Source organism: Vagococcus allomyrinae (genome assembly GCF_017829975.1).
GTDB lineage: Bacteria > Bacillota > Bacilli > Lactobacillales > Vagococcaceae > Vagococcus_D > Vagococcus_D allomyrinae.
The window spans coordinates 50,218-71,689 of the sequence record NZ_JAEEGA010000023.1; the positions used below are offsets into that span (position 1 = coordinate 50,218).

At 39.9% G+C, this 21,472-nt stretch carries 23 protein-coding genes; 2 read left to right on the forward strand and 21 right to left on the reverse strand.

The genetic code is table 11. The annotated features are described in order from the left end of the window. The 7 genes from I6N95_RS24600 to I6N95_RS24630 form a co-directional block, all read right to left on the reverse strand. The gene (locus I6N95_RS24600) at positions 1-1,164 is read right to left on the reverse strand and encodes a hypothetical protein (RefSeq protein ID WP_209532469.1); all 1,164 of its coding nucleotides are present in this window, start codon (positions 1,162-1,164) and stop codon (positions 1-3) included. Between the two features lie 24 nt (positions 1,165-1,188). Then, positions 1,189-2,028 carry a YitT family protein gene (locus I6N95_RS24605; RefSeq protein ID WP_209532471.1) on the reverse strand — a complete coding sequence of 280 codons (840 nt, stop codon included), beginning with the start codon at positions 2,026-2,028 and terminating at the stop codon, positions 1,189-1,191. 261 nt (positions 2,029-2,289) lie between these two features. Continuing rightward, positions 2,290-3,393: a M20/M25/M40 family metallo-hydrolase gene (locus I6N95_RS24610; protein ID WP_209532472.1), complete on the reverse strand. Its 1,104-nt coding sequence runs from the start codon at positions 3,391-3,393 to the stop codon at positions 2,290-2,292. A gap of 616 nt (positions 3,394-4,009) precedes the next feature. Beyond that, positions 4,010-5,368 (reverse strand): FAD-binding oxidoreductase, encoded by a 1,359-nt coding sequence (locus I6N95_RS24615; protein ID WP_209532474.1) that lies wholly within the window; start codon positions 5,366-5,368, stop codon positions 4,010-4,012. 76 nt (positions 5,369-5,444) lie between these two features. Next, positions 5,445-6,107 carry a methionine ABC transporter permease gene (locus I6N95_RS24620; protein WP_209532476.1) on the reverse strand — a complete coding sequence of 221 codons (663 nt, stop codon included), beginning with the start codon at positions 6,105-6,107 and terminating at the stop codon, positions 5,445-5,447. Beyond that, positions 6,104-7,132 (reverse strand): methionine ABC transporter ATP-binding protein, encoded by a 1,029-nt coding sequence (locus I6N95_RS24625; RefSeq protein WP_209532479.1) that lies wholly within the window; start codon positions 7,130-7,132, stop codon positions 6,104-6,106. The genes I6N95_RS24620 and I6N95_RS24625 overlap by 4 nt, the downstream gene beginning before the upstream one ends. Before the next feature lie 18 nt (positions 7,133-7,150). Continuing rightward, positions 7,151-7,993 carry a MetQ/NlpA family ABC transporter substrate-binding protein gene (locus I6N95_RS24630; protein WP_209532481.1) on the reverse strand — a complete coding sequence of 281 codons (843 nt, stop codon included), beginning with the start codon at positions 7,991-7,993 and terminating at the stop codon, positions 7,151-7,153. Positions 7,994-8,526: 533 nt separating this feature from the next. Here I6N95_RS24630 and I6N95_RS24635 point away from each other — a divergent pair. Continuing rightward, positions 8,527-8,853 carry a hypothetical protein gene (locus I6N95_RS24635; protein WP_209532483.1) on the forward strand — a complete coding sequence of 109 codons (327 nt, stop codon included), beginning with the start codon at positions 8,527-8,529 and terminating at the stop codon, positions 8,851-8,853. A gap of 36 nt (positions 8,854-8,889) precedes the next feature. Here I6N95_RS24635 and I6N95_RS24640 read toward each other — a convergent pair whose 3' ends face one another. The 3 genes from I6N95_RS24640 to I6N95_RS24650 all read right to left on the reverse strand — a co-directional run bounded on the left by I6N95_RS24640 (position 8,890) and on the right by I6N95_RS24650 (position 10,624). Continuing rightward, the gene (locus I6N95_RS24640; protein ID WP_209532485.1) at positions 8,890-9,519 is read right to left on the reverse strand and encodes a GNAT family N-acetyltransferase; all 630 of its coding nucleotides are present in this window, start codon (positions 9,517-9,519) and stop codon (positions 8,890-8,892) included. 101 nt (positions 9,520-9,620) lie between these two features. Continuing rightward, positions 9,621-10,088 (reverse strand): MGMT family protein, encoded by a 468-nt coding sequence (locus I6N95_RS24645; RefSeq protein ID WP_209532487.1) that lies wholly within the window; start codon positions 10,086-10,088, stop codon positions 9,621-9,623. Positions 10,089-10,099: 11 nt separating this feature from the next. Continuing rightward, a complete protein-coding gene (locus I6N95_RS24650; protein WP_209532488.1) occupies positions 10,100-10,624 on the reverse strand; it encodes a GNAT family N-acetyltransferase in 525 nt (174 codons plus the stop codon). A 281-nt stretch (positions 10,625-10,905) separates the two neighbouring features. Between I6N95_RS24650 and I6N95_RS24655 the strand changes: the two genes are divergently transcribed. Next, positions 10,906-11,727, forward strand: coding sequence for an isocitrate lyase/PEP mutase family protein (locus tag I6N95_RS24655; protein ID WP_209532489.1), 822 nt, complete (start codon positions 10,906-10,908; stop codon positions 11,725-11,727). Between the two features lie 70 nt (positions 11,728-11,797). Here the strand turns inward: I6N95_RS24655 and I6N95_RS24660 are convergent, their stop codons facing one another. The 11 genes from I6N95_RS24660 to I6N95_RS24710 form a co-directional block, all read right to left on the reverse strand. After that, positions 11,798-12,307 carry an NUDIX domain-containing protein gene (locus I6N95_RS24660; protein WP_209532490.1) on the reverse strand — a complete coding sequence of 170 codons (510 nt, stop codon included), beginning with the start codon at positions 12,305-12,307 and terminating at the stop codon, positions 11,798-11,800. A gap of 18 nt (positions 12,308-12,325) precedes the next feature. Then, complete coding sequence (locus I6N95_RS24665) at positions 12,326-12,817, reverse strand: prolyl-tRNA synthetase associated domain-containing protein (protein ID WP_209532491.1); 492 nt, start codon at positions 12,815-12,817, stop codon at positions 12,326-12,328. Positions 12,818-12,881: 64 nt separating this feature from the next. Beyond that, a complete protein-coding gene (locus tag I6N95_RS24670) occupies positions 12,882-13,421 on the reverse strand; it encodes a flavoprotein (RefSeq protein WP_209532492.1) in 540 nt (179 codons plus the stop codon). A gap of 563 nt (positions 13,422-13,984) precedes the next feature. Then, positions 13,985-14,104: a putative metal homeostasis protein gene (locus I6N95_RS24675; protein ID WP_209532493.1), complete on the reverse strand. Its 120-nt coding sequence runs from the start codon at positions 14,102-14,104 to the stop codon at positions 13,985-13,987. A 26-nt stretch (positions 14,105-14,130) separates the two neighbouring features. Further along, complete coding sequence (gene rpsN, locus I6N95_RS24680) at positions 14,131-14,400, reverse strand: 30S ribosomal protein S14 (RefSeq protein WP_209532495.1); 270 nt, start codon at positions 14,398-14,400, stop codon at positions 14,131-14,133. Between the two features lie 514 nt (positions 14,401-14,914). Then, a complete protein-coding gene (locus I6N95_RS24685) occupies positions 14,915-16,144 on the reverse strand; it encodes a lipopolysaccharide biosynthesis protein (protein ID WP_209532496.1) in 1,230 nt (409 codons plus the stop codon). After that, positions 16,092-17,357 carry a hypothetical protein gene (locus I6N95_RS24690; protein WP_209532498.1) on the reverse strand — a complete coding sequence of 422 codons (1,266 nt, stop codon included), beginning with the start codon at positions 17,355-17,357 and terminating at the stop codon, positions 16,092-16,094. Before I6N95_RS24690 ends, I6N95_RS24685 begins: the two co-directional genes overlap by 53 nt. A 9-nt stretch (positions 17,358-17,366) precedes the next feature. Then, positions 17,367-18,596 carry a glycosyltransferase family 4 protein gene (locus I6N95_RS27775; protein ID WP_209532500.1) on the reverse strand — a complete coding sequence of 410 codons (1,230 nt, stop codon included), beginning with the start codon at positions 18,594-18,596 and terminating at the stop codon, positions 17,367-17,369. After that, positions 18,597-19,715, reverse strand: a complete 1,119-nt coding sequence (locus tag I6N95_RS24700; RefSeq protein WP_209532502.1) for a glycosyltransferase — start codon at positions 19,713-19,715, stop codon at positions 18,597-18,599. Between the two features lie 85 nt (positions 19,716-19,800). Further along, positions 19,801-20,475, reverse strand: a complete 675-nt coding sequence (locus I6N95_RS24705) for a YveK family protein (protein WP_209532504.1) — start codon at positions 20,473-20,475, stop codon at positions 19,801-19,803. Between the two features lie 58 nt (positions 20,476-20,533). Next, positions 20,534-21,136 (reverse strand): sugar transferase, encoded by a 603-nt coding sequence (locus I6N95_RS24710; RefSeq protein WP_209532506.1) that lies wholly within the window; start codon positions 21,134-21,136, stop codon positions 20,534-20,536. Positions 21,137-21,472 lie beyond the last annotated feature (336 nt).

A 21,472-nucleotide genomic window follows, 5' to 3' on the forward strand; every position in this document is an offset into this window, starting at 1 on the left:
CTAGCCAATCCAACCAGCGATAATACTGGTCACTAACACTGAAGTAATCGTCACTGTTGAAAAGCCGGCAATGATCATTTTAGGTAAAATCTGACCTTCAATTGCCGCAATTTCGGCTTCATTTTCCCCGACACTTTTGGCAGCTTCTTGACTCAAAATCATGGTTCCTGGAAACCCGTATAGAGAGGTAAGTCCGACGGCAATTGACATCGGTAAACTATAGCCCAAGATTTTCCCCGTGATCACAGAGAATAAGACACTGCCACTCACCCCTACCAAGAATGACAAGGTGATTGGCACGATCAAATCAAATAAATCCTGCGGTTGAATCGTCGCTAGCGGACCAAAGATGATAATTAATATCCCAAGCATCATCAACCCATAGGCATCGATGCCGGTTAAAATATTAGGTTTAACAATTCCTAAGGCTCTTAAGGTCACACCTAATAGCAAGGCGACAATAAACGTATTCAAAATCCCGTTTGTAATATTGCTGATAAACGTCGAAATCAACACCACTACCCCAACAACAAAAAGTGTCCCGGCTGTTGTTTGAAACATTGCCGGTAATTTGCCTTTTTCTTCTTCATGATCGGCTTTTTTCTCAACAGTTTTTAAGGTGCCAGCGCGATATTCAGCTTGGAGCCGTTTCGCTTCTTTTCTTAAGATAATCGAGGTAAAAGGAAAGCCAATCAGTCCTTGTAAAGCAGATATTAAGACTGGCAATACGGCCACTGAGACGAGTCCCGCCGCTAAAGCCGCTTCCTGAACGATGATAATTGAAATGGTTCCACCACTAACAGCGCCAATTGCCGCAATGGCATAGTTCATGCTTTCAAATAAAGGACCGACTACTAATAAGGCCACTGTTATCCCAAGAATGGCCGCCACGCCAATGACTACCGTTTTCCATTGTTGCTTCAATTCATCAATACTGATCATCGTGCCAATGTGCACAATGATAAAGCCAACCACAGTTGACCCTAAGGGTAACAATGAAGAACTGGTTAAAATATCTTCTGGTAAAATACTCGTTTTAAAACCGATTAAAAAGATTAATGAGGCCACTAATAGGGAAGAAATCAACGACTTTGTTTTTTTAGAAACAAAGTCACTGATCGTCCACACCAACATAATAACTGTAAATGCCAACACTGGATTCATCTAAATCACTCCCGAAATTTTTCTTTATCCTAAAGGTAGATAAGTAAAGCCCAACCCATGAACTTCTGATACATTATAAGCAATCACAAAAGATTTATTATCGATTTCATCAATAACTTTTAGGATTGCTGGATACTCCTGATTACTAAGAATAATCATCAGCATGTTTTTCTCACGTCCCGTATAACCACCTTCAACTGAAAAAACAGTTATGCCACGATTGACTTCTTGGAACAACGCTGCTTTTATTTCATCAACATGGTGTTCACTCATAATCATCACTGCTTTGCGGCGTTTCATGCCTGTTTCTATATAACTCATCACGATAGAGGTAATCACCAGTGAGAAGATGGCTAAAAGGAACTCTTCAAAGCCAAAGACGACGATATTAAATAAGACAATCACCGAATCGGTTGCCAATAATCCGATCGACGTACTTAGGCCAAAATATTTCTTGAAGATTAAGGGCGGAATCGTCGTTCCACCACTTGAAGCGCCTATTTTATATAAAATGGCCACTCCTGTTGCAAAAATAGCACTACCAAAAATCACCGATAACAAACGATCGCTAGTCACCATAATCTCTGGCACAATCGCTAGGGAAATCGGCAACATAATACTGCCAATCACCGTATGAACAAAGTGACTTTCCCCTAAAAAGAGATAGGTGATAATTAGCATAAACCCATTTAAAACTAAAACTACTAAGGCTCTGTTAATACCAAAAAATTGTTCAGCCAGAATCCCAATACCGCTGACGCCACCTGCCGCTATATGATGGGGTCCTAAAAACATGTTAATACTTACGCCGATTAAGGCGATGGCAAATGCCACAATGGGCACTTGTTTTAGCAGAGTCTTCATTTTTGTCGCCTCTTTTCTTACTGTATCCAGCTCGCAAACAATCCGAACATATCGTTCCACTAGATTATCAACTTAATGACGAGCAAAGAGTGGTACTTTCAGCTTCTTTTTGGCTGGAAGGTTAACGATTGCTCGTCATTATTTAATTGGAACTAGCTAGATAGACATCCTAAATTATCCAATTTGCTGGTTTCGTGCTTGATGGCTATCCTCCTTTGTCAGGGAGTGCCATAAGCTTCTAGCCAATAGCCCTGCGATCGATTAGTTAGTGCCTTTGACTAATTGAACCGCCAATTCAAGAGCTTTGAGTAATTCATCTATGGCAATATACTCGTGCAAGGTATGAATTTCTTCGTAACCGACAGACAGGTTTAACGCCTTCTTCCCTTTAGCATTAAAGACATTGGCATCACTGCCACCACCACTGACATCATAACTGGCATTTCTTCCAACGGCCTCAATGGCTTTAGCAGCCAGTTGAACGACCGGGTCACTTTCACTAAAGCGATAGCCGATCGACTTAATGTCTGTCGAATAATTAACTTTCCCCCCTAATTGACGCGCATTATCTTCAAAAGCTGAGACCATGGCCATCATTTGCTTTTCACACGCTTTACGAGAAATCGAACGAGCTTCAGCCGTCACAATCACATTGTCTGCCACGATATTAGTCGCCGTTCCTCCAGCTATTGTGCCAATATTAGCCGTGGTCTCTTCATCCAAACGACCTAGTGTCATCTCAGAAATCGCTTTAGCAGCAATTTCTATCGCCGAAACACCTTTTTCAGGCTCTAACCCTGCATGAGCCGTTTCACCGATAATTTCCACTTCTAATCCCATTAAGGTTGGGCTTGCCATCGTAATACTGCCAACTGGCCCGCCATTATCTAATACAAAACCATAAGCTGACTGTAATTGGCTAACATCAAAAGCACTGACGCCAACTAAACCAATTTCTTCTCCTGGGGTGAGTACAAACTCGATCAGACCATGAGGAATGTTTTCTTCTTGAATCACCTTAACTAATTCCAACATAACCGCAATGCCGGCTTTATCATCTGCAGCCAAAATCGTTGTGCCATCTGAATAAATAACCCCGTCACGGATTTCTGGTTGTATGCCAACGCCTGGTGTGACAGTGTCCACATGGGCTGAGAAAAAAATCGGCGCAACATCTAAATCGCCTGGGAACTGACACAACAAATTGTTAGCCCCTAATCCGGTTTTCCCCATCGTGTCATCTTCAATAACCTTTAGTCCCAACCCTTCAAACTGTTCTTTTAAATATTTTTGAAACTTTCCTTCATTTTTAGCTTCAGAATCAATTTTAACCAACTCGATAAAGGTCTCAACTATTCTCTCCATACTTGACACAGCCTCCTTAAAATAGAAATAATTGCCTGTTTGTTCACATGAGGCACTTTTCGAAAAAGAACTATGATTACCTCATGCCTTCTGTTCCCGCTCCTCTCTTTTGTTCACTTTGAACATAAATTGAACAACTTATAAAGCCAGTGAGACGGTTGCTTCGTTAGTCACTCTCCAATTGATAAAATAACTAACAGAAACCTCTGTTAAAGCCTAAACAATCAAAATAGTCAAAAATCAGAGGTTGTGGTCTCTTTATTGCATATTACTTTTTACACATTATGACAAAAAAAAGAAAATAAATCCAGTAATTTCACTCGCTAAAACAATATTTTTTTCGTTATTTTTATCTTGCTAAACATTACCACGTAAACTCACTATTATATGAACAACAAAAGCTTTGAATGTAATTGAGATAAAATGAATAGTTGCACAAATTAAAAATATACCGTTATAAAATATCCGTTTATTTTTATACACATTTTTATAAATATAGTTCAATACAAGAAAAGCTAAATAGGGCCTGAAACTGGAGCCAAACTACGCTATCGGAAAGTCTTATACTTTCCGATAGCGTAAAAAAACGATCAGCTTCGCAGCCGATCGCTTTCTCTTAAAATAGTTTCGTCGGGTTTAAGCGATTATCAGGATCAAAGACCTGCTTAACCTGCCGTAAATATTTCACGTAAACCGGATTTGCTTCTTTTAAAAAATACTCTTTCTTCAATAAACCAATGCCGTGTTCTGCTGAAGGAAGACCTTGTTGATCAGAAATAAAATGATATAACTCACTTAATAGCTGGGACAAGCGTTTTTCCCATTCTGCGGCTGATAAATGTTGACGCATGATACAGCCGTGAATGTTACCATCACCAGCATGACCGAAACAGACCGTCGGTAAATGGTAACGTTGGCCCAGCGCCTTCATAAAGTCGATGGTTTCTGTCATTCTGTTTAATGGGACAACCACATCTAGTGGCTCTTGCTGACTAACTGCTTCTATTCCCGCCACGATATTTCCCCGCAATTGCCAAACTTGTACAGCTGTTTCGGCAGTCAAAACCAAACTGTCAATTCCACCATGTGTTTCTGCAAGTCGAATCGCTGTTTGGTAACGAGCAATTATTTCTTTAGGGTCTTGCCCATCAACCGTTAGCAATAAATAGGCAGCCCCTGAGTCCAAAGGTAATTTCAAGCCTAAATCTTTTTCACTGTAAGCCATGCCTTCTTTTTCAAAAAGTTCCAAAGCAGTCGGTTCCACATGGCTTGATAATATAGCTAGGACTGTCTTAGAAACATCTGCAAGCTGATCAAAAGCAATTAACACCGATTGACTGGTCACAGGAGGCACAATCACTTTTAACTGAATTTCCGTAATGATGCCCAAGGTACCTTCTGATCCGATAAACAAGTCTTTTAGATCGTATCCGGAGCTGTTTTTCTCAGTGATACTGCCAACGGGTAACACCTCCCCACTTAAGAGAACGACTTCCAGTGCACGAACATAGTCTCGTGTCACCCCGTATTTAACGGCTCTCATCCCGCCGGCATTGGTTGCCACAGTTCCTCCGATAGTCGCGTCTTTGGAACCTGGATCTGGGGGATAAAAATACCCTTCCTGAGAAACATAAGCTTGAATGTCAGCCAAGGTCACACCCGGCTGCACCTTTAAGGTCAAAGTTTCCTTATCAAAGCCCAAAATCTGATTCATCAGCGAAAAATCGATTAACAGTTCTGAGCTAACAGGTAATGTGGCACCAGTTAAGCCTGTTCCTGCCCCTCGCGGAATGATACTCAGATCTGCCAGTTGAGCGTACACCACTAATTCAACAACTTCTTCAGTTGATAAAGGAAAGACTAAGGCGTACGCCTCCCCTTGTCTTCCCGTCACTGAGTCTACCAGGTATTCCTGAGGAATCAATTCTGGCGCGGTCACTCGTTCTTTTCCACAAATTTCTATTAGCCGTTTCATTTAAATTGCTCCTCACTCTTTAAAAAGCTTTCCGGCGGGACCTTATCATAAGGATTACCGACAGAAAGCTCGTGTATTATCGTTTCAATGCCCGTTTTGCAAAGAGATCGCCAATCCATTGAATCAATTGAACAATGACGATCAAGAGAATGATCACAACCACTAAGACACCTGTTTCATAACGATAATAACCATATTGAATGGCCAGATCGCCAATGCCCCCAGCGCCAATGGTTCCCACCATAGCAGAATAGCCGATTAAACTAATGATCGTTAATACCACGCCTCTAATCAGGCTAGGCAAGCTTTCGGGGAAAATAACCTCGCGAAATATCAATGACTTGCTAGCACCAGTTGCGATGGCCGCTTCTAAAACACCATGATCGACTTCAGCAAAGGCCCCTTCAGCAATTCTGGCAAAAAATGGAATCGCAGCAATTGTCAGGGAGACTGTGCCACCAGCAGGTGTATATGGGTCACCGACAACAAAGGTGGCCAACGGGATTAAGACCACCATTAGAATTAGAAATGGCAATGAGCGAATAGCATTGACAAGAAAGCTCATGATGGTGTACAGCACGCCTTGCTTCATAAAGAGTGGGTGACTAGTATAGTACAACAATAAGCCGAGTCCGCCACCCAAAACTAAGGCAATCAATGTGGCAATCACGACCATTTGCGCCGTTTGACCTAAAGCTTTTGGTAATTCCTGCTGAATGATTTGCCATGTTTCCGTCATGATCCTTCCTCCTCTCCGACTAGCTTCAATGTGTCAACCTGTCCTTGGATCATCTCAATGGCCCGTTTGATCTCCTCAGGTTCTCCGTCAACATGAATAATCAACCGTCCGATAGCCTTTCCTTGAATGTACTCAATTTTCCCATGAGTAATGCTGACCAAGACGGGAATCTGGCGAGAAACATTCGCTATCAGGGGCTCTAAAGCATTATCATCCAGATAGGTTAGTTCCAATAAAACACCTGTCCGAAATTTCTGCACTAATTCTTGGGGAATCACTAAGTTCATGTGACGTCCCACCAATTTTTGGGTAAATTCATGTTGTGGTTTACCGAAAATCTCAAATGTTCGATTTTGTTCCACAATCTCGCCATTTTGCATAACCGCCAAGCGGTGAAACAGTCGCTTGGCCACTTCCATCTGGTGGGTGATAAAAACAATCGTTAAATTTAGTTCCTGATTAATCTTTTCCAATAAGTTAATGATCTCTTCTGTGGTTTCTACATCTAAAGCACTGGTCGCTTCGTCACATAATAAAATATCTGGCTTGTTAGCCAAGGCTCTCGCAATGCCCACTCGTTGCTTTTGACCACCAGACAGATTTGCTGGATAATCAGCAATCTTGTCACTCAAATCAACTAGTTCCAGAAGTTCTTTCACTCGTTCTTGACGCTGCTCTTTCGGGTAATTGGCAGCTTTTAAAGCGAAGAGAATATTGTCGCCAATGGTTCGATTACTAATGAGATTAAAATGTTGAAAAATCATCCCAACTCTTTTGCGAATCTCCCCCAAAGCTTGCCCTTTAGCTGCGGTAATATCTTGGCCGTCAATTAACACCTGACCGCTTGTTGGCACTTGCAGCAAGTTCATGGTTCGGACAACGGTACTTTTGCCAGCACCACTTAAGCCGACAATGCCAAAAATCTCGCCTTTTTCCACTTTTAAGGACACCTGGTTGACGGCTGTGATTTGTCGCTTTTTTTGTTTGAATTGAACAGACACATTTTTTAACTCAATTGTACTCATTGGCTTATTCCTCTCCCTCTACTTCCAGGATTCTGGTTGATCAAAATCTTTGAACTCTGACTTTGCAATAGCCGCTTTAAACTCGTCACTGGTTAAGACTTCTGCAAAGGCTTTTCCTAAATCAGAGTCTTTATCTTCTGTTCGAAGGGCCACCACATTTTTATATTTTTCCTGCAATTTTTCTAAAGCTAAGGCATCTGCTGGTTTTAACTCTGCTGCCCAAGAAAAATTACCTGGCACTAAAGCAATGTCCACATTGTCTAGCGAACGAGCTAGTTGGGCGGCATCCAGTGGTTTAAAATCCAAGTTTTTAGCATTTTCTGCAATATCGTTAACCGTGGCTTTTGTCTCATCAATATCGGCGTTGATCGTAATCAACTCATTGGCTTGCAATAATTGCAATGTTCGCGCTAGATTTGAGGCATCATTGGCAATCGAAACTTTCCCGCCATCGGGCAGATCACTTAATTGTTTTAAGTCCTTGGAATAAATGCCCATTCCTAAAGTTGGCACCTGACCAACGGCAGTCAACTCTAACTCATTGTCCGCAGAAAATTTTTCTAAGTATGCAGTGTGTTGAAATAAATTAGCATCGATTTGCTTTGCTGCCAACGCTTTATTCGGTTGAACATAGTCATTAAACAATTTAGTTGTAACGGTATAGCCTTTTTCTTTCAACAATGGCCCAATAACATCTGTGACCATGTCACCATATGGCCCAGGGGCAACGCCGACAACGATTTCTTTTGTTTCGCTTGCCGTTTCTTTCTTAGCTCCTTCTTCCTTTTTACCGCAAGCGGCTAAACTTAATACTAAGACACAAGCTGAGACGGCAAGCGTCACTTTTTTCCATTTTTTCATTATTCATTCCTCCAATTTTATGTATAAAAATAGCCTTCATCCATAGTGAAATCACTATAAGGACGAAAGCGTGTTGTAAACTATTCGTGTTACCACCTTAATTTGTTAGACTCTCGCAAGCCTAACCTTAAACAGTCCATGACTGTCTCGCGATAACGGGCGCTCCGTAATTAGCTGACAAATTGCTCGCTAACTCTACTCAAAGTCCATCTACCAGAATGGGATACTCTATCTCTTTTCAGCTGCCGAGACTCTCTGTTAAAGCGTCATTCTATGCTCTTCTTTTCATTGTTTTTACATTATTAAGATTAATCAAATTCTCATTAAATACTAATATATAGAATAAAAGAAAGAAAGTCAAGATGTTTCAGAAATACGCCAGAAACTGAGCTATCTTTTTCAATTTACATTTTTAAAATAGACGTTCTGTTCTTTTAAGTCTATTATTAATAAATTAATCGGTGCCTTAAGGGGTTGTCATTGCTTTTGTTTGAGAGCCCTTATATAATCAAATTATATAGGAAGTGATTGTAATGTTAATGAAACAAAAAGAGTTTCGGAAGCTTGTTCGTTCAATGAAACATCTCGAGTACCATTGGGCTCAATATAAAAAACGCTTTCCGGAGCAAACTTGGGGCTTTAGGTATCGAATTAACATTGAATCTTATATTTATCGCGATAAAAAAGCGTTATTCCGTTCAATAATTAACATTCCGATCATCAAACGCGTTTATCTTTCCCCAAAAACCAACCGGCAATTAAAACAATATGCCAAGATCAGTCGTTTATTGCGAACTAGTTTAAAGAAAAACAAACCTCAAAAACAACACAAGGATAAAACGTATCAAATAAGGCCATAAAACAGAGAGCCAAACGATTTAGCGTTGTCTCTCTGTTTATTTATTTTGTTGAATCAGGCGTTTAAAACTAAAATTAGCAAGCTGTTGTTCGCCAACTTTGATATGGGCGTTCGAAAACTCCTTAAAGCCATTTTTTAAATAAAACTGACGATTTCGCTCGGTATTCGTCACCAAGGTCAGCAAGCCGCCATCGTTTTGGGCGATATAAGGGATGAGACACTGATTGATAATCTTACTGCCTAAATGTTTGCCTTGTTGGCGCTGATCAACAGCTAACGAGTCCAAGTACCATGAGGTGGAGTTCAGTTGCCGACAGGCCATTCCCATTTCTTCGTTGACTTTTAAAAACGTCAGAAAATCAGATAGGCCAAGATGCTTAATTAGGCGCCACCCTCCTGAGATAGCATAATCAAGGAACCCAATTTCCGAAGTGTTTTTCTTTTTTAATAGCGCAGCCACAACGACCTGGCCTTCTAATTCACCGATAAAGCAGAGATGTTTTCGGAAATGGACCCTCGTATTAACCTTGTACAATTCTGTTACAAAAGGAGTGCTATCCCTTTGTTCAGAAGAAAACAATGTCATGAGTGGGTAATCTTTAAACGACTCTGAAAATAGATTAATCACCGCTGATAATTCGCTTTTTTGTGCTCTCCGAAATTTCATGCTCAGACCTCTCCCCGATTTGAAGTAGTTTTCTATAGACTGAATAACATAGTGCCAATGGCTTATCAACATAATGATTGGTTGTGACCATTTAAAAGGACCTACATCGTTAAATCATACAATGCAACCTTATTAATTTCCACAAAAAGCCGTTTACCTTTTTTTTGCACAGAATGACCTTCCATCTCCAGCAATCTCTTTTGTTCCTCTATGCCGCCTGGGTATTTATCATTTAACTCACCAGCTTTTTTTAGCGTTCGCCACCAAGGAATCTGGTCAGTTTCTCTCTCCTGACTTGCATGAGCGCAGATGTTGGTAAAGATGCCAGCTGTCATTGGACAGGTTACATCTGCTGCGGCCTCTTGAGCCAAATATTCCCGCATTCGGTCAATCGTCAGCACCTTACCCACAGGTACTTCAGCCATCAACTGATTGTACTGCAGCGGGGAGGCAACTAGCATGATCCTCCCTTTTAGGCGTTTCATCGCATCTGGTTTTTCCCTTAAATCCACCAATTTTGGCAGATCTTTTGAACCAAATAGTTTTTCGTTGGCTGTTTTTTTTACCATCATTTTCACTCCTAACAAGTTAGCCAATATCGTCTAATGATTTTTTGCTCTTGCTGATCTACCCGTTTGTCTGCCAGTCTGCCATGATTATTTTCAATCACCTTAGCTGAGGCGTGATTATCGTCTGCACAAGTGACTAACACGTTGGCTAATCCCAATCCTTTAGCCTCAGTTAATGCCAGTTTTAACATCTCAGAGGCATAGCCTTTATTTCGCTGATCTGGTCGAACTGAATAGCCAATGTGCCCCCCATAATTAAACAAATAGTCATTTAAGGAAAGGCGCAAACTTAACATGCCCACAACAATGGCCTGCTGATTTATCGCCAGGTACTGAATCCCTGGGACCCAGCCGTCTTGAATTGTTTCCCACTGCTTATTCTTGACTATTTGATCAAGCCATTTTCCAATATCACCAGCAGCTACTAATTCTGATGATCCTTGGATCTCCTTTTGACCAGCAGGAAAAGCTTCTTTAAACGCTGTGATAGCTTTTTGATGATGAGTGGTCGGCTCTACTAAGTTAATTTGCACCATTGCCCGCCACCCTTTCTTAGTTTGATTGCTAACTCCATTATACAAAAGATGACTTAATTATAATAGCAGAAACTGTTTCAGAAAGTTGGCTGAGGTTTTTTTAGCGTTTAGAACGCGAACGCTTGCTGTTCTCCTGATCTTAAGGCAGCCACCTGCTAACAGTTGTAACGCCCTCTGATTATGAACAAGCTATCATCACTCATTGTGTGAAACTTTCATGGTTATCGTTAGCTCCCTATGTTACGATTATGTTAACACTTAAAAGAAAAGAGGCGCCTCTAATGACCTATCAACCGCAACTTGCACAACGCTTTTACAACTTACACCAGAATCAAGACATGTTTGTCTTGCCCAACGTCTGGAATGGCGGAAGTGCTAAAATATTTGAAAAGAGCGGCTTTTCAGCTTTGGCTACCACTAGCGCTGGGATTGCTTTTGCTTTAGGCTATGACGATGGTGAAGAACTAGCCTTTGACACCCTACTCTGGGTCGTTAATCAAATCACCTCACGCATTACTGTGCCATTGTCGGTGGACTTTGAAAGAGGTTATGGTGAATCTCCTGAGGTTGTTCAAGCTAATGCTAGAAAATTGCTACAAGCTGGAGCCGTGGGCTTTAATCTAGAGGATGGTTTAGCCAATAAAACTGTTGACGCCCCTCAGGTACTAAAAGAAAAAATCCAAGCACTCGCAACCTTAAAACAAGAACTAGGGATAAATTTTGTGATCAATGCCCGAACAGACTGTTATTGGCACAATCTTGGAACTGAGCAAGAAAAGCTTAAAATGGCGATTGAAAACGGCCATCACTTTCTTGAGTGGGGAGCTGACTGCGTTTTTGTGCCAGGCCGCTTATCCTACCAGACAATTGAAATCCTGGCCAATGAAATCCCTGGGCCTCTCAATATCATCTTGTCTGACACTAGCGATGATGTTCAGCGCCTAAACCAATTAGGCGTCAAACGATTAAGCACTGGGTCTGCTCCAGCTAGACAGGCTTTAACAAATCTGATCAAGCTAGCCAATGACACAAAAGCAACTCACTTTGAGCCACTTCTAACTAACGTTTTAAGCTATCAGGAAGCCAACGACTATTTTATCTAATGCTAAAAGAACTCCGGAAAAGCTTTCGCTTAACTGGGAGTTCTTTTAGTTAGCTCAATTTTAACTCAACTCATTTTTGACTAAAAGCCCTATCCTTTAAGTGTTCCTTGACCATTTGACAGGCTAGCCAATCAAAAGGCGTCACCTGACCAGCTTCATTCATTTGGGCGATTAAGTCAAAGGAACAACACCTAGCCTCCACTACTTCGTCTTGTTGAAGAACTAAGGTCTCAAGTTCAACCTCCGTGTAATGGATAAAGACATCAGTTAAGAGTGCTAGCTCATCGTAACGAGTGGTTCCTAGTAACCCTAAAGGTTGCGTAATCAGATAACCAACTTCTTCTTGAATTTCGCGAATGGCAGCTCTCTGACTCGTTTCAGCAAGTTCAACAGCTCCCCCAGGCAACTCCCACATCAATCCCATTTTTTTCATTGGGTGCCTTCTTGTCAATAAGCATTGGGAACGATCGTTGATCAAGGCCACACTGGCAGCTAATTGATAGTCACCTGCGCCTAGCTGCTGTCCTCGAGAAAAAAAACGGCCAGTTTTTTCTCTCTTATCATTATAAATATCCAGCATCGGCTTTAGCTCTGACTACTATAAAGATAAGACGCTGACAGAATTGCCTTGGGCTTTGATAAAGTCTGCCACATCAGCTAAACTTAAAAAAAGGGTGGCAGTATTATCATTTGGATGAAAACCGATGGCAGTGGCTCCTTCTAACTCTTTATCAAGATAGACTTTGACTTTGTTGTCGCTATTATTAATGACTCCAAATGGCGTAACTGCCCCTTTTTCTAATCCTAAGTGAGTCTGCAAGCGATCTTCAGAAGCAAATGAAAGGGCAGTCGAACCAATTTTGGTTCGAATTTCTTTTAAATTTACTTGTTTGTCCCCTGGTAAACAAAGTAGAAAATGATTTTTCCCGCGGGCATCTCGGACGAAGAGATTTTTCGCGATGACCTCGCCTTTTTCCAAGGGAATATCAGTCATCTCTTCTATTGTATAAACAGCCTCATGAGATACTTGACGGTAGTCAATCCCCATTTCGTTTAATGCCTCAATTACGATTTCTTTTTGATTTGTCATTGTTTGCTCCTTTTAAGTATAATTTTGGTTTAACTGTTATCATCGGCGATCGGCCTATTTAACCTTATGCCAGGCGAACCATAACTTCTTCAACAATCTCTTCAACTGGCGCTAAAGCCCCAATTCCCACATCACCACAAGCCAGCATTTGGGAAACCGGTTTAATTTCAGCATAGCCATAGCCAGCTATTTTTGCCAAGTTTTCCTGAACGACTGGTTGCAGATACATCTTGGTGTTCATGGCTGGGGCGATCAATTTAGGCACCTCCTGAGGCACAGCTAAGCAAATCGTCGACAGCATCTCATCGCCAATCCCATTGGCTAGTTTACCAATTATATTTGCTGTTGCTGGTGCTATTAACACCAGATCTGCTTGTTGAGCCAAATCGATATGGTTGATTCTGCCAGCTATTGGCTCCGCCATAACATCTAAGTGAACAGGTTGTTCTGATAGGATTTGCATGGTGAGAGGCGTAATAAAATGGGTACTACTTTCCGTCATCACTACATGAACTTCAACGCCACGCTTTTTTAAGCCACTGGCAATACTGGCTGCTTTAAAAGCGGCTATACTCCCAGTAACGCCTAATACTACTCTTTTCATTCGATCTTCTTCCTTTCATGGCAATTAAGTTACTTTATTCACAATTAGTTAGATAGTCATGACAGATTAGCCAGTCACTTGGTCATTATGTGCGAAAAACTATCAACATCGTGCGAAATAAATAGATAGATAGTTCCACTAGATTATCCACATAATGACGAGCAGAATATGGTGCTTTCAGCTTTTTTAGCTGAAAGCTTAACAATTAATCGTCATTATTTAATAGGAACTGTCTAGGAAAAAAACTTTGGTACTTTCATTTTACCATGGATCTCTCCAGATGAACATTGTTAGCCGTCATTTCAGCCACCACTTTACGAGGACCCCACTTAGCTATAGCTCAGGCAAACGGCCTGAGTCAGCCTGGTACTGAGCCTACAAACCTCTCCACTGGGTCAGTCTTAATATGATCGGAAAACGCCACGAACTAATCCCGTGGCGTTAAAGTTGTAGGGGACCTGCGGATTTGAAAAAGAAGCCACTTTTGCTGATTATCGCCTTCCTTTTCCACAAGTCCTACAACTTTAAAGCATTACCCAGATGGTCTAAACGGGCAAAACTAGCTAGTACTTTCCATTATTTTTTCGTTTATGGGCTTTAATTATTTTTAATGCGCGCTTTCGAGTTTTAATATTAGGGCTTTTTAACCGTCGATAAGCACTTGAAATATCGATCTTCTCCATGTTTCTCCTCCTGTCTTAGTATTGGGTTACCAACTGGCCTTGCGAATTCCTGGAAGACGACCCTGATGAGCTAATTCTCGAAATGATATTCGCGAAAGTCCGAATTTTCTCATATAGCCGCGAGGACGACCATCTATTAAATCACGATGTCTTAGCCGATTCGGATGAGACTCTTTAGGCAACTGAGCTAAGGCCTGATAATCTTTTTTCTCTTTTAGCTCTTGGCGTATGACTGCGTATTTTGCCACCATCACCCTTTGCCGTTGCATTTTAACTAGCTTTGACTTTTTTGCCATTTTATTCCTCCAAACTTACAAATCGTAATAATTACGTTTTACCTTTTGTAATATATCATCTTTTTGACTTCCTTGCAAGTCCGATACTAAGAAAAGCTAAACGAGGTGATCAGCCCTGAAAGAAAAATAGCAAAATAGTTAAGTGATGCTACTACGCTGCGCTTCGACCTTCAAAGCTTAGTACTTTACTTCGTTGTCCCTTGTCTCTAACAAATAAATTTGTAAGAATAATGGCTCTGCATTCCGATCTCATCAATTGCTATACGCTGAAGCGTCGAGCATTGAAGGTCGAAGAGCCGTTGTTCTTATTGCTTTAGCAATTAGAAACAAGGGACATCGAAGAGCACTTAGAATTTGTTGAGATCGAAGCGAAGCGTAGTGGTGCCTCGTGAAGCTGGATCCGAACTACGATATAGAGAAAGTTTTTATACTTTCCTGTAGAGTAAAAAAGGCAGTCTCAGGCCCTGACCCTTGACTACCTTTTTATGAAATCAGCCGAGTGAACGTGTTTGACTCATAGATGATCTTTTTTAGGAACTGCGACGAAGGTTGCCATAAACAGCAATAAATAGCGAATAAAACTAGCAATTCCGTAAGCGAAAATAAAGCCAGTGAATTGCCACTTTGAGATAAAAAGAACAGAGATTAATACGTATACAAAGCAATAGGCAGCTTGGATAAACATTTGTAGTTTCATGTTAAAATAAAACAAATAAAAGGTGTTTAACAGACTGGAGACCGATAACAACAATGTGCCAAAGACAACCACTCCTAATAACAAGTTGAGGTTTTCCGTTAATTGAAAATATTTATGGTATAAGACATACATCGCATATTTACTGATGATAAATAAAGGAAAACTCAGCAAAATAGCAGCAACAAATCCGCTGACTTGGAGCTTGATGATCGTTCGTTTGGAAAACATTCGATCATTTGCCACAATCTGAGATAACAGGACATGCCCTAAAGGCGTCGTAATAAAATTTAAAATTTTAGAAACGGAACTGGCTGCGAAAAAGATAGCGGTCGAAACAGGACCTAACAAAGGCAATAAGAGAAAGCGATCTAAATTATTGATTAGCGATCCGAGCAAGGTTGAGCAGAAAATCGGCAGATATTCTTTGACAATTCTGAAATAGTTGCCATCATTGATGTTCTTTTCTTTCAATATGGAGCTACATCGCGATAAGTACCCTAAATAGAACAACTCTCCAAGCAAAAAGATCAACACCCAGGAACCGATGTTAAGCACAAAAATGACCGTACCTAATAAATAACCGACACACGTAGAGAGATTAGCCATAAAATCTTTATTAAATTGCAAATTTAACCTGAAAATCGCGTTAGAATAATTGCGATAACTGGCGAGTCCGGTTGTCAACACATAGAGCAGAATGTCCAGTTTGGATAACGTATGCCCATAAAAGATAAATAAAGGCAGCGAAACCATGATTGCCAAACTAGTTGTCACTGCTGCCAGTTTAACAAAATTTTCACCAGCATAACTTTTCTCTACAATTCTTAAGGTGCCTAAACTGCCACCAAATGACAAAAAAACCACAGTATTAATGCTGTACAAGGCAGATATTTCCCCAAACGTTGCCGCATTAACGTTTTTCCCAATTATCGGCAAGATGATCAATTGTAAGGTTGCCAGTAGAAAAAAGTTAGACAAGGTACTATAAATCATATTAGTCAGAGGACGAACGTGTTTCACTATTTTGGAAGTAAGTGATACTAACATAGTTTTTTTCCTCCTGTTTACTCGCAATTTCCTGTTGAAATTTGGTACCAATTTCATAAACCATAAAATAATTCATCACACAAGGCAGATAGAAAAAACTCATATCAATGAGAAAGGCAATGAATATACCCATTAAGGCGTAGGAGACAATTTTCGTTTTTGGGTCTCTATAGAGCATCAGAATTGGATAAATCAATACAACCAAAAAGGATAACTGAGCGATAATTCCTTTCATGGCTAAAAACCTCAACATGCCGTCAAGTTGAAAGAGGTCATTAGTTAACCCAATCAAAAAAAGTCGCACCACGCCGACGGCATCCAATTGGTAGATTTGTTCGCCAATTATTTTCCATTGGGCGAACCGATCAGAGGAAGGATTTTGAATGGTTTGAATCACCACTCGATCATAAAAGGTTGCTAAAACTTCCTGACCAAAAAAAGTGAAATAAGCGACACTTAGCAACCCAACACTAAAGATCAATAGCCAAAACAGTCGCCGTTGTCTCGGCTGATAAAGTTTGTATAACTGAATCACGATCATCGCGAATAGCGGCACCATCGGAAATAAAATACTTCTTGACCCACAGAGAAAAATACCAATAATACAGCAAATCATTCCGCTGTACTTCAATACTTTGTCACATCTTTTAGTTGGTTGCCAAATTAATAATAATGCTAATGATGACGCTAAAAATAAGCCACTGCTATTGCCATTTTGATAAGTGGATGGCATTTTATGGGACAGATTTTCAGATGATGCGTAGCCAATTGGTTTGGTAGTCAGGTCTTGACCTAGGGTATAAGTTAACCCTACCAGAGCGGTTTTAGTGATACCAAAAGTTTTTTGCACCATCATATAGCCTCCGACGATTATGGCGCTACTGCTGTTGATCACCATCGCTTTTCTAAGGGACAATTGACTAATTGGAACTGCCGCTAACGGGCTGAAAAGGACCACCATGATCATGGCAATGTCCAATGAGCTGGATTGTTGTTCGGCAATGTTGATTAATAAACTGGCTGTCGTGAAGAAAAAAAACAAGAAATAGGCAATTAAAAAAACGCCCCAACTATTGAGAAATGACGGAATCTGCTTTAAATTAATCAACATGACAACACCAAACAAGATCATATTTAAGGTGAATGGTAACCCACCCACTTGCAGGCCGGCTTTTGGAAATGCCATTGTAATAAATTCGAATATACCGTTCATCGTTTCACCCTATTCAATAATTTTCACGAAATCCTGATACATTTTTTCCGTGGAATAGCTTTGTCTTTGATTGATAGCCTGTTCTTCCAAAGCGTTTCTTTTAGTGGTCTCTTTAGCTAACTCTTTCATGGTTTCCGTTAACTCAGAAAAAAAAGTAGCTTGATTTTTATCTAAGATGATGGCACTTTCTGAGGGCACGTATTCAGGAATCCCCCCGGAATTTGTCGTAACCAACGCCTTACCAGCCGTGATCGCTTCAATCATCGTCAATCCTGCTGGCTCATCCCAGATTGACGGCAAAACACAGACATCTGCAATGCCATAATAATCCCCTAATTGATCGTTGGGAATAAAGCCCGCCAAAATCACTCTGTCCTTTAATTTCGTTGCTAAGGCCTCGATTTTTAAATGATAACTACTTTTAACATTGGTCTTAAAAAAAGTGCTGCCGATCACTAAAAATTTAGCGTTGACCAGCTCGGCCTTTTCAAATGCTTGGAGAGCCTCTAACAGTCCCTTTTCAGCAGCTATTCTACCGGTAAACATAAAGACAACTTCCGTTTCTAAAATCCCGTAGCGCTGCCGTAGGGTTTGCCTGTCTTCAGCACTCATCGCCCTTGAAAAGCGTGAGGGATCAATCCCATTTTTTAATACTGCGAATTGTTCCTTTTTCATTTCAGGGTATTTTTGCTGCATCTGGGAATTAATATATTGACTGACGCCAAGTACTTTGTTAACTTTTTCGATGTCGTCCTGATACCCAAAATCATTGGTCACCTCATTGTGCATATGAAAATAGTATTTGCCGCGATATTTTAGTCTATTTTGCTTGGTTTTTAAGACACCAAACAATGTCGCGCTGTTTTCCAAAATCAACCGATCAAAATCCCTCGTAGCTAGCTGGTGGCCAACCTTCCTAATATAAGCTAACCGTTGCAAAATATAGCGATAAGAAGAGGGATTGGCCTTTCGCAAGACAACCCGACTAAACCAATAGACGAGTTTATCGCTTAAGCGAATAAAACCAGGTGTTTTTATAAACACGAGCGAGCATTTAGTTAACTTCTTAGCAGAAAGATCAGCCCCTTCATCAAAGGAACTAAACACCGTTAATTCAAGTTCTTGCTGAGTTTCATTTTCACTTATGAGATAATCAATCAGCGTCTCCACGCCTCCCCCTTTGACAGCTGGAATTGGCAAGTAGCCAGAGGTAATAATCACTACTTTAAGTTTACTCACTTACATATCTCCGTTCTCGTAAAATCGCATATAATATTTCTCTAATTGATTGGCCTCTACAGATATTTCGTAACCATTGTTGATGATGGTTTCTCGTTGACCACACCTTTTATAAGACCTGTTTGCCACGATGACTTGGACCCACTCCTCCACTGGTGCAGACAAGTTTAGGGCTTTGTACTGAGTCGTTAATTCAACGTCTTTGGGAAGTTCGCTTGAACCTAATACGAATAATCCAGAAACCTGAGCCTCAATAACCGTCATCCCCAGGCCTTCATAATGAGAAGGAAATAAAAACAAATCCATTGCTTGAAAGTAATTTTCAACGTGACTGACATAGGGAATAAAAGTTACCGCAGCGGTTAAATTTAATTGCTTAACCAATGCCATAAGCTCCTCCTTCAAATGACCTTCTCCAATGATTAACAATTTGGCATTCGGGATTTCTTGAATGACTTTTGCAAAAACTTGAATGACAAAGACCTGATTTTTCTGCCAAACCAACCGGCCAATATTGCCAATTACGAAATCATCAGGCTGATAGCCTAACTTCTTGCGAAAGGCTTGCCTAACCTCCTGATTAAAAAGGAAGTTCTCCGTTTCAATGGCGTTTTTTAATATAAACAAATCATTATTGGCGATCGTTTCTCCAAAAAGCCACTGCCCAGCATGTTTGGTCGGACTAACAAAATTAGTTGGGTAAATTTTAGATAGTGGCTTTAAACAAGTCTTAATCAAATTGCTTACGTGTTCTCCTGGTGCAGACGTGCTGTGATTATGGGCGATTCTTACGGGAACGCCGCATTGTTTAGCAACACGTAAGGGGAAAACGCTGAGCGTATTGAGATGAGAGTGAACAATTTCATACTCATTTTGCTTTAATAATTCTTTCAAATTTTTAGAATAACTAAATAAATGCTGGTATGGTGGTAAGCGGAACACTTTCCCTCCCAAGGATTCAATTTCCTTTTCTGGAACAATCGTCGAGTCTTCATCAATATAAAAATCAAATTGAATGTGCTGGCGGTTAATATAACGATAATAATTTAAGACGACCGATTCAACACCACCACCAACCATCTTTCCCATAATCATTGCCACGCGAATCTTTTCCTTCATAGATTGTCACCTTCATATGTTTATTGTGATCAACATTGCTAGTATCACGTCTTTGAACGGCACATCTTAAGATATCAGCGTCGTTCTAACTGTCCAACATCTTTAAAACACGATAATTATAGCGAAGTGTGTTTGAGCTTTTATCAGCTTCATTTTTTTGCCACTTATGGTGAAAGAACACACAGCCAATTGAGAACATAAAACCAAGTATTAACCCAATTAAAATATTCAGTGGATTATTTGGGAAAATAGGGATGTTATTGGCTTTTGCTTTTGAGATAATAATAATTTCATTCGAATGAATCACTTCTTTTGAGATTTCTTGAAAAACTTCAGTGGTCGCCGTCGCAATTTGTTCAGCAATTTGAGGCTTTGTGTAAGTTGCTGTAATGTTTAACAACATCGAGTTCTCATCTTGAGAAATCCGCAGTGACTTAAGAAGTTCTTTAGCAGTCAACTGGACTTGCTGTTCATTTGCTAATTTAGCTTGGGTTTGTTCCAAAACCAAATCACCTAAAATCAGTGATTTATATGTTTCCACCATTTGTAAATTGACATTGACCTCTTCAATCTGGACACTGATGTCATTTTTTTCTGGTAAGGCGATTAACACTTGTGCTCTAGACGAATATTTAGGCGTTAACAGATAAAATGTAACAGCTCCTGCAATAATCCCTCCCAAAAGGGCTAAACTGATAATGATGACGATATACCTTTTAATAAATGAAAAAAACAATTCAAATCCGTGAGTATTTTGCATAAATTTCTAACCTTTCACTAACTAAAATTTTTATCTTTTTAAGTAGGTCGCCTCTCTGCTAATAGGCATTGTTTGGTAAAATTACCACTTTGACCGTTCTAACTAAAATCAACAGGTCATTTTTAAGGGACAAGCTATTGATATACAATAAATCTAATTCCAGCATACCTTGAAAACCTGTGGCATTCCGTAAGCTAACCTGCCATAAACCAGTAATTCCTGGTTTGATTTGCAAACGATCAAAATCACTCTCGGAATATAACGCCACTTCCCGCTCCAGAGGTGGTCTAGGGCCTACTAAAGACATGTCGCCTTTTAACACATTAAAAAATTGAGGGAATTCGTCGAGACTAAATTTTCTCAAATATTTACCTATCTTAGTTATTCTAGGATCATCCTTTATTTTAAACATCGGTCCCGTCACTTCATTATCTTTTTCAATTTGAGATAATTGTTTGTCTGCATTTGGGCACATCGTTCGAAATTTATACATTTTAAACAATTTCCCCTTTTTTCCAACTCTGATTTGCGAGTAGACGATAGTTCCATTTGGATCATCCCATTTTATTAACATAGCCAAAATAAAAAAAAGAGGTGCGCAAATACACAACGCTAAACTAGATAAAACAATGTCCATCATCCGTTTAAAAATGAAATACATTTTTTTTTTGGTATTCCTTTTCCTAAGCAACGAATATCCATTATGTTTTGATAAAATAATAATCCCTCTTTTCAATTTATCGTCCTTTTAATAAACATTTCACCCTGTCAATTCACTGTTTAAATAAATAACCCTTAAAGAAACGAGCCTCTTCACACAATATACACTTTACCTTATAAAAAAAAATATGTGTATTAAAAAAACATTAATGGATATCGAAACGCCTTATTTGGTTAATTCAAATTTACAGCCCTATTTCCTGTTTTACATTCAATAAATAACCAATAATAACCAAATAAAAGATAAAGAAACGCCATTTTCACTAATTAATATTCT

Bases quoted from the DNA above. Each gene is read 5' to 3' on its own strand.
- I6N95_RS24630 (WP_209532481.1), bottom strand. From the start codon at position 7,993: ATGAAAAAATGGAAAAAAGTGACGCTTGCCGTCTCAGCTTGTGTCTTA.
- rpsN (WP_209532495.1), bottom strand. From the start codon at position 14,400: ATGGCAAAAAAGTCAAAGCTAGTTAAAATGCAACGGCAAAGGGTGATG.
- I6N95_RS24635 (WP_209532483.1), top strand. From the start codon at position 8,527: ATGTTAATGAAACAAAAAGAGTTTCGGAAGCTTGTTCGTTCAATGAAA.
- I6N95_RS24620 (WP_209532476.1), bottom strand. From the start codon at position 6,107: ATGACGGAAACATGGCAAATCATTCAGCAGGAATTACCAAAAGCTTTA.
- I6N95_RS24625 (WP_209532479.1), bottom strand. From the start codon at position 7,132: ATGAGTACAATTGAGTTAAAAAATGTGTCTGTTCAATTCAAACAAAAA.
- I6N95_RS24655 (WP_209532489.1), top strand. From the start codon at position 10,906: ATGACCTATCAACCGCAACTTGCACAACGCTTTTACAACTTACACCAG.
- I6N95_RS24600 (WP_209532469.1), bottom strand. From the start codon at position 1,164: ATGAATCCAGTGTTGGCATTTACAGTTATTATGTTGGTGTGGACGATC.
- I6N95_RS24650 (WP_209532488.1), bottom strand. From the start codon at position 10,624: ATGGTGCAAATTAACTTAGTAGAGCCGACCACTCATCATCAAAAAGCT.
- I6N95_RS24665 (WP_209532491.1), bottom strand. From the start codon at position 12,817: ATGACAAATCAAAAAGAAATCGTAATTGAGGCATTAAACGAAATGGGG.
- I6N95_RS24710 (WP_209532506.1), bottom strand. From the start codon at position 21,136: ATGTATTTCATTTTTAAACGGATGATGGACATTGTTTTATCTAGTTTA.
- I6N95_RS24645 (WP_209532487.1), bottom strand. From the start codon at position 10,088: ATGGTAAAAAAAACAGCCAACGAAAAACTATTTGGTTCAAAAGATCTG.
- I6N95_RS24615 (WP_209532474.1), bottom strand. From the start codon at position 5,368: ATGAAACGGCTAATAGAAATTTGTGGAAAAGAACGAGTGACCGCGCCA.
- I6N95_RS24605 (WP_209532471.1), bottom strand. From the start codon at position 2,028: ATGAAGACTCTGCTAAAACAAGTGCCCATTGTGGCATTTGCCATCGCC.
- I6N95_RS24640 (WP_209532485.1), bottom strand. From the start codon at position 9,519: ATGAAATTTCGGAGAGCACAAAAAAGCGAATTATCAGCGGTGATTAAT.
- I6N95_RS24690 (WP_209532498.1), bottom strand. From the start codon at position 17,357: ATGAACGGTATATTCGAATTTATTACAATGGCATTTCCAAAAGCCGGC.
- I6N95_RS24685 (WP_209532496.1), bottom strand. From the start codon at position 16,144: ATGTTAGTATCACTTACTTCCAAAATAGTGAAACACGTTCGTCCTCTG.
- I6N95_RS24610 (WP_209532472.1), bottom strand. From the start codon at position 3,393: ATGGAGAGAATAGTTGAGACCTTTATCGAGTTGGTTAAAATTGATTCT.
- I6N95_RS24660 (WP_209532490.1), bottom strand. From the start codon at position 12,307: ATGCTGGATATTTATAATGATAAGAGAGAAAAAACTGGCCGTTTTTTT.
- I6N95_RS24700 (WP_209532502.1), bottom strand. From the start codon at position 19,715: ATGAAGGAAAAGATTCGCGTGGCAATGATTATGGGAAAGATGGTTGGT.
- I6N95_RS24705 (WP_209532504.1), bottom strand. From the start codon at position 20,475: ATGCAAAATACTCACGGATTTGAATTGTTTTTTTCATTTATTAAAAGG.
- I6N95_RS24670 (WP_209532492.1), bottom strand. From the start codon at position 13,421: ATGAAAAGAGTAGTATTAGGCGTTACTGGGAGTATAGCCGCTTTTAAA.
- I6N95_RS24675 (WP_209532493.1), bottom strand. From the start codon at position 14,104: ATGGAGAAGATCGATATTTCAAGTGCTTATCGACGGTTAAAAAGCCCT.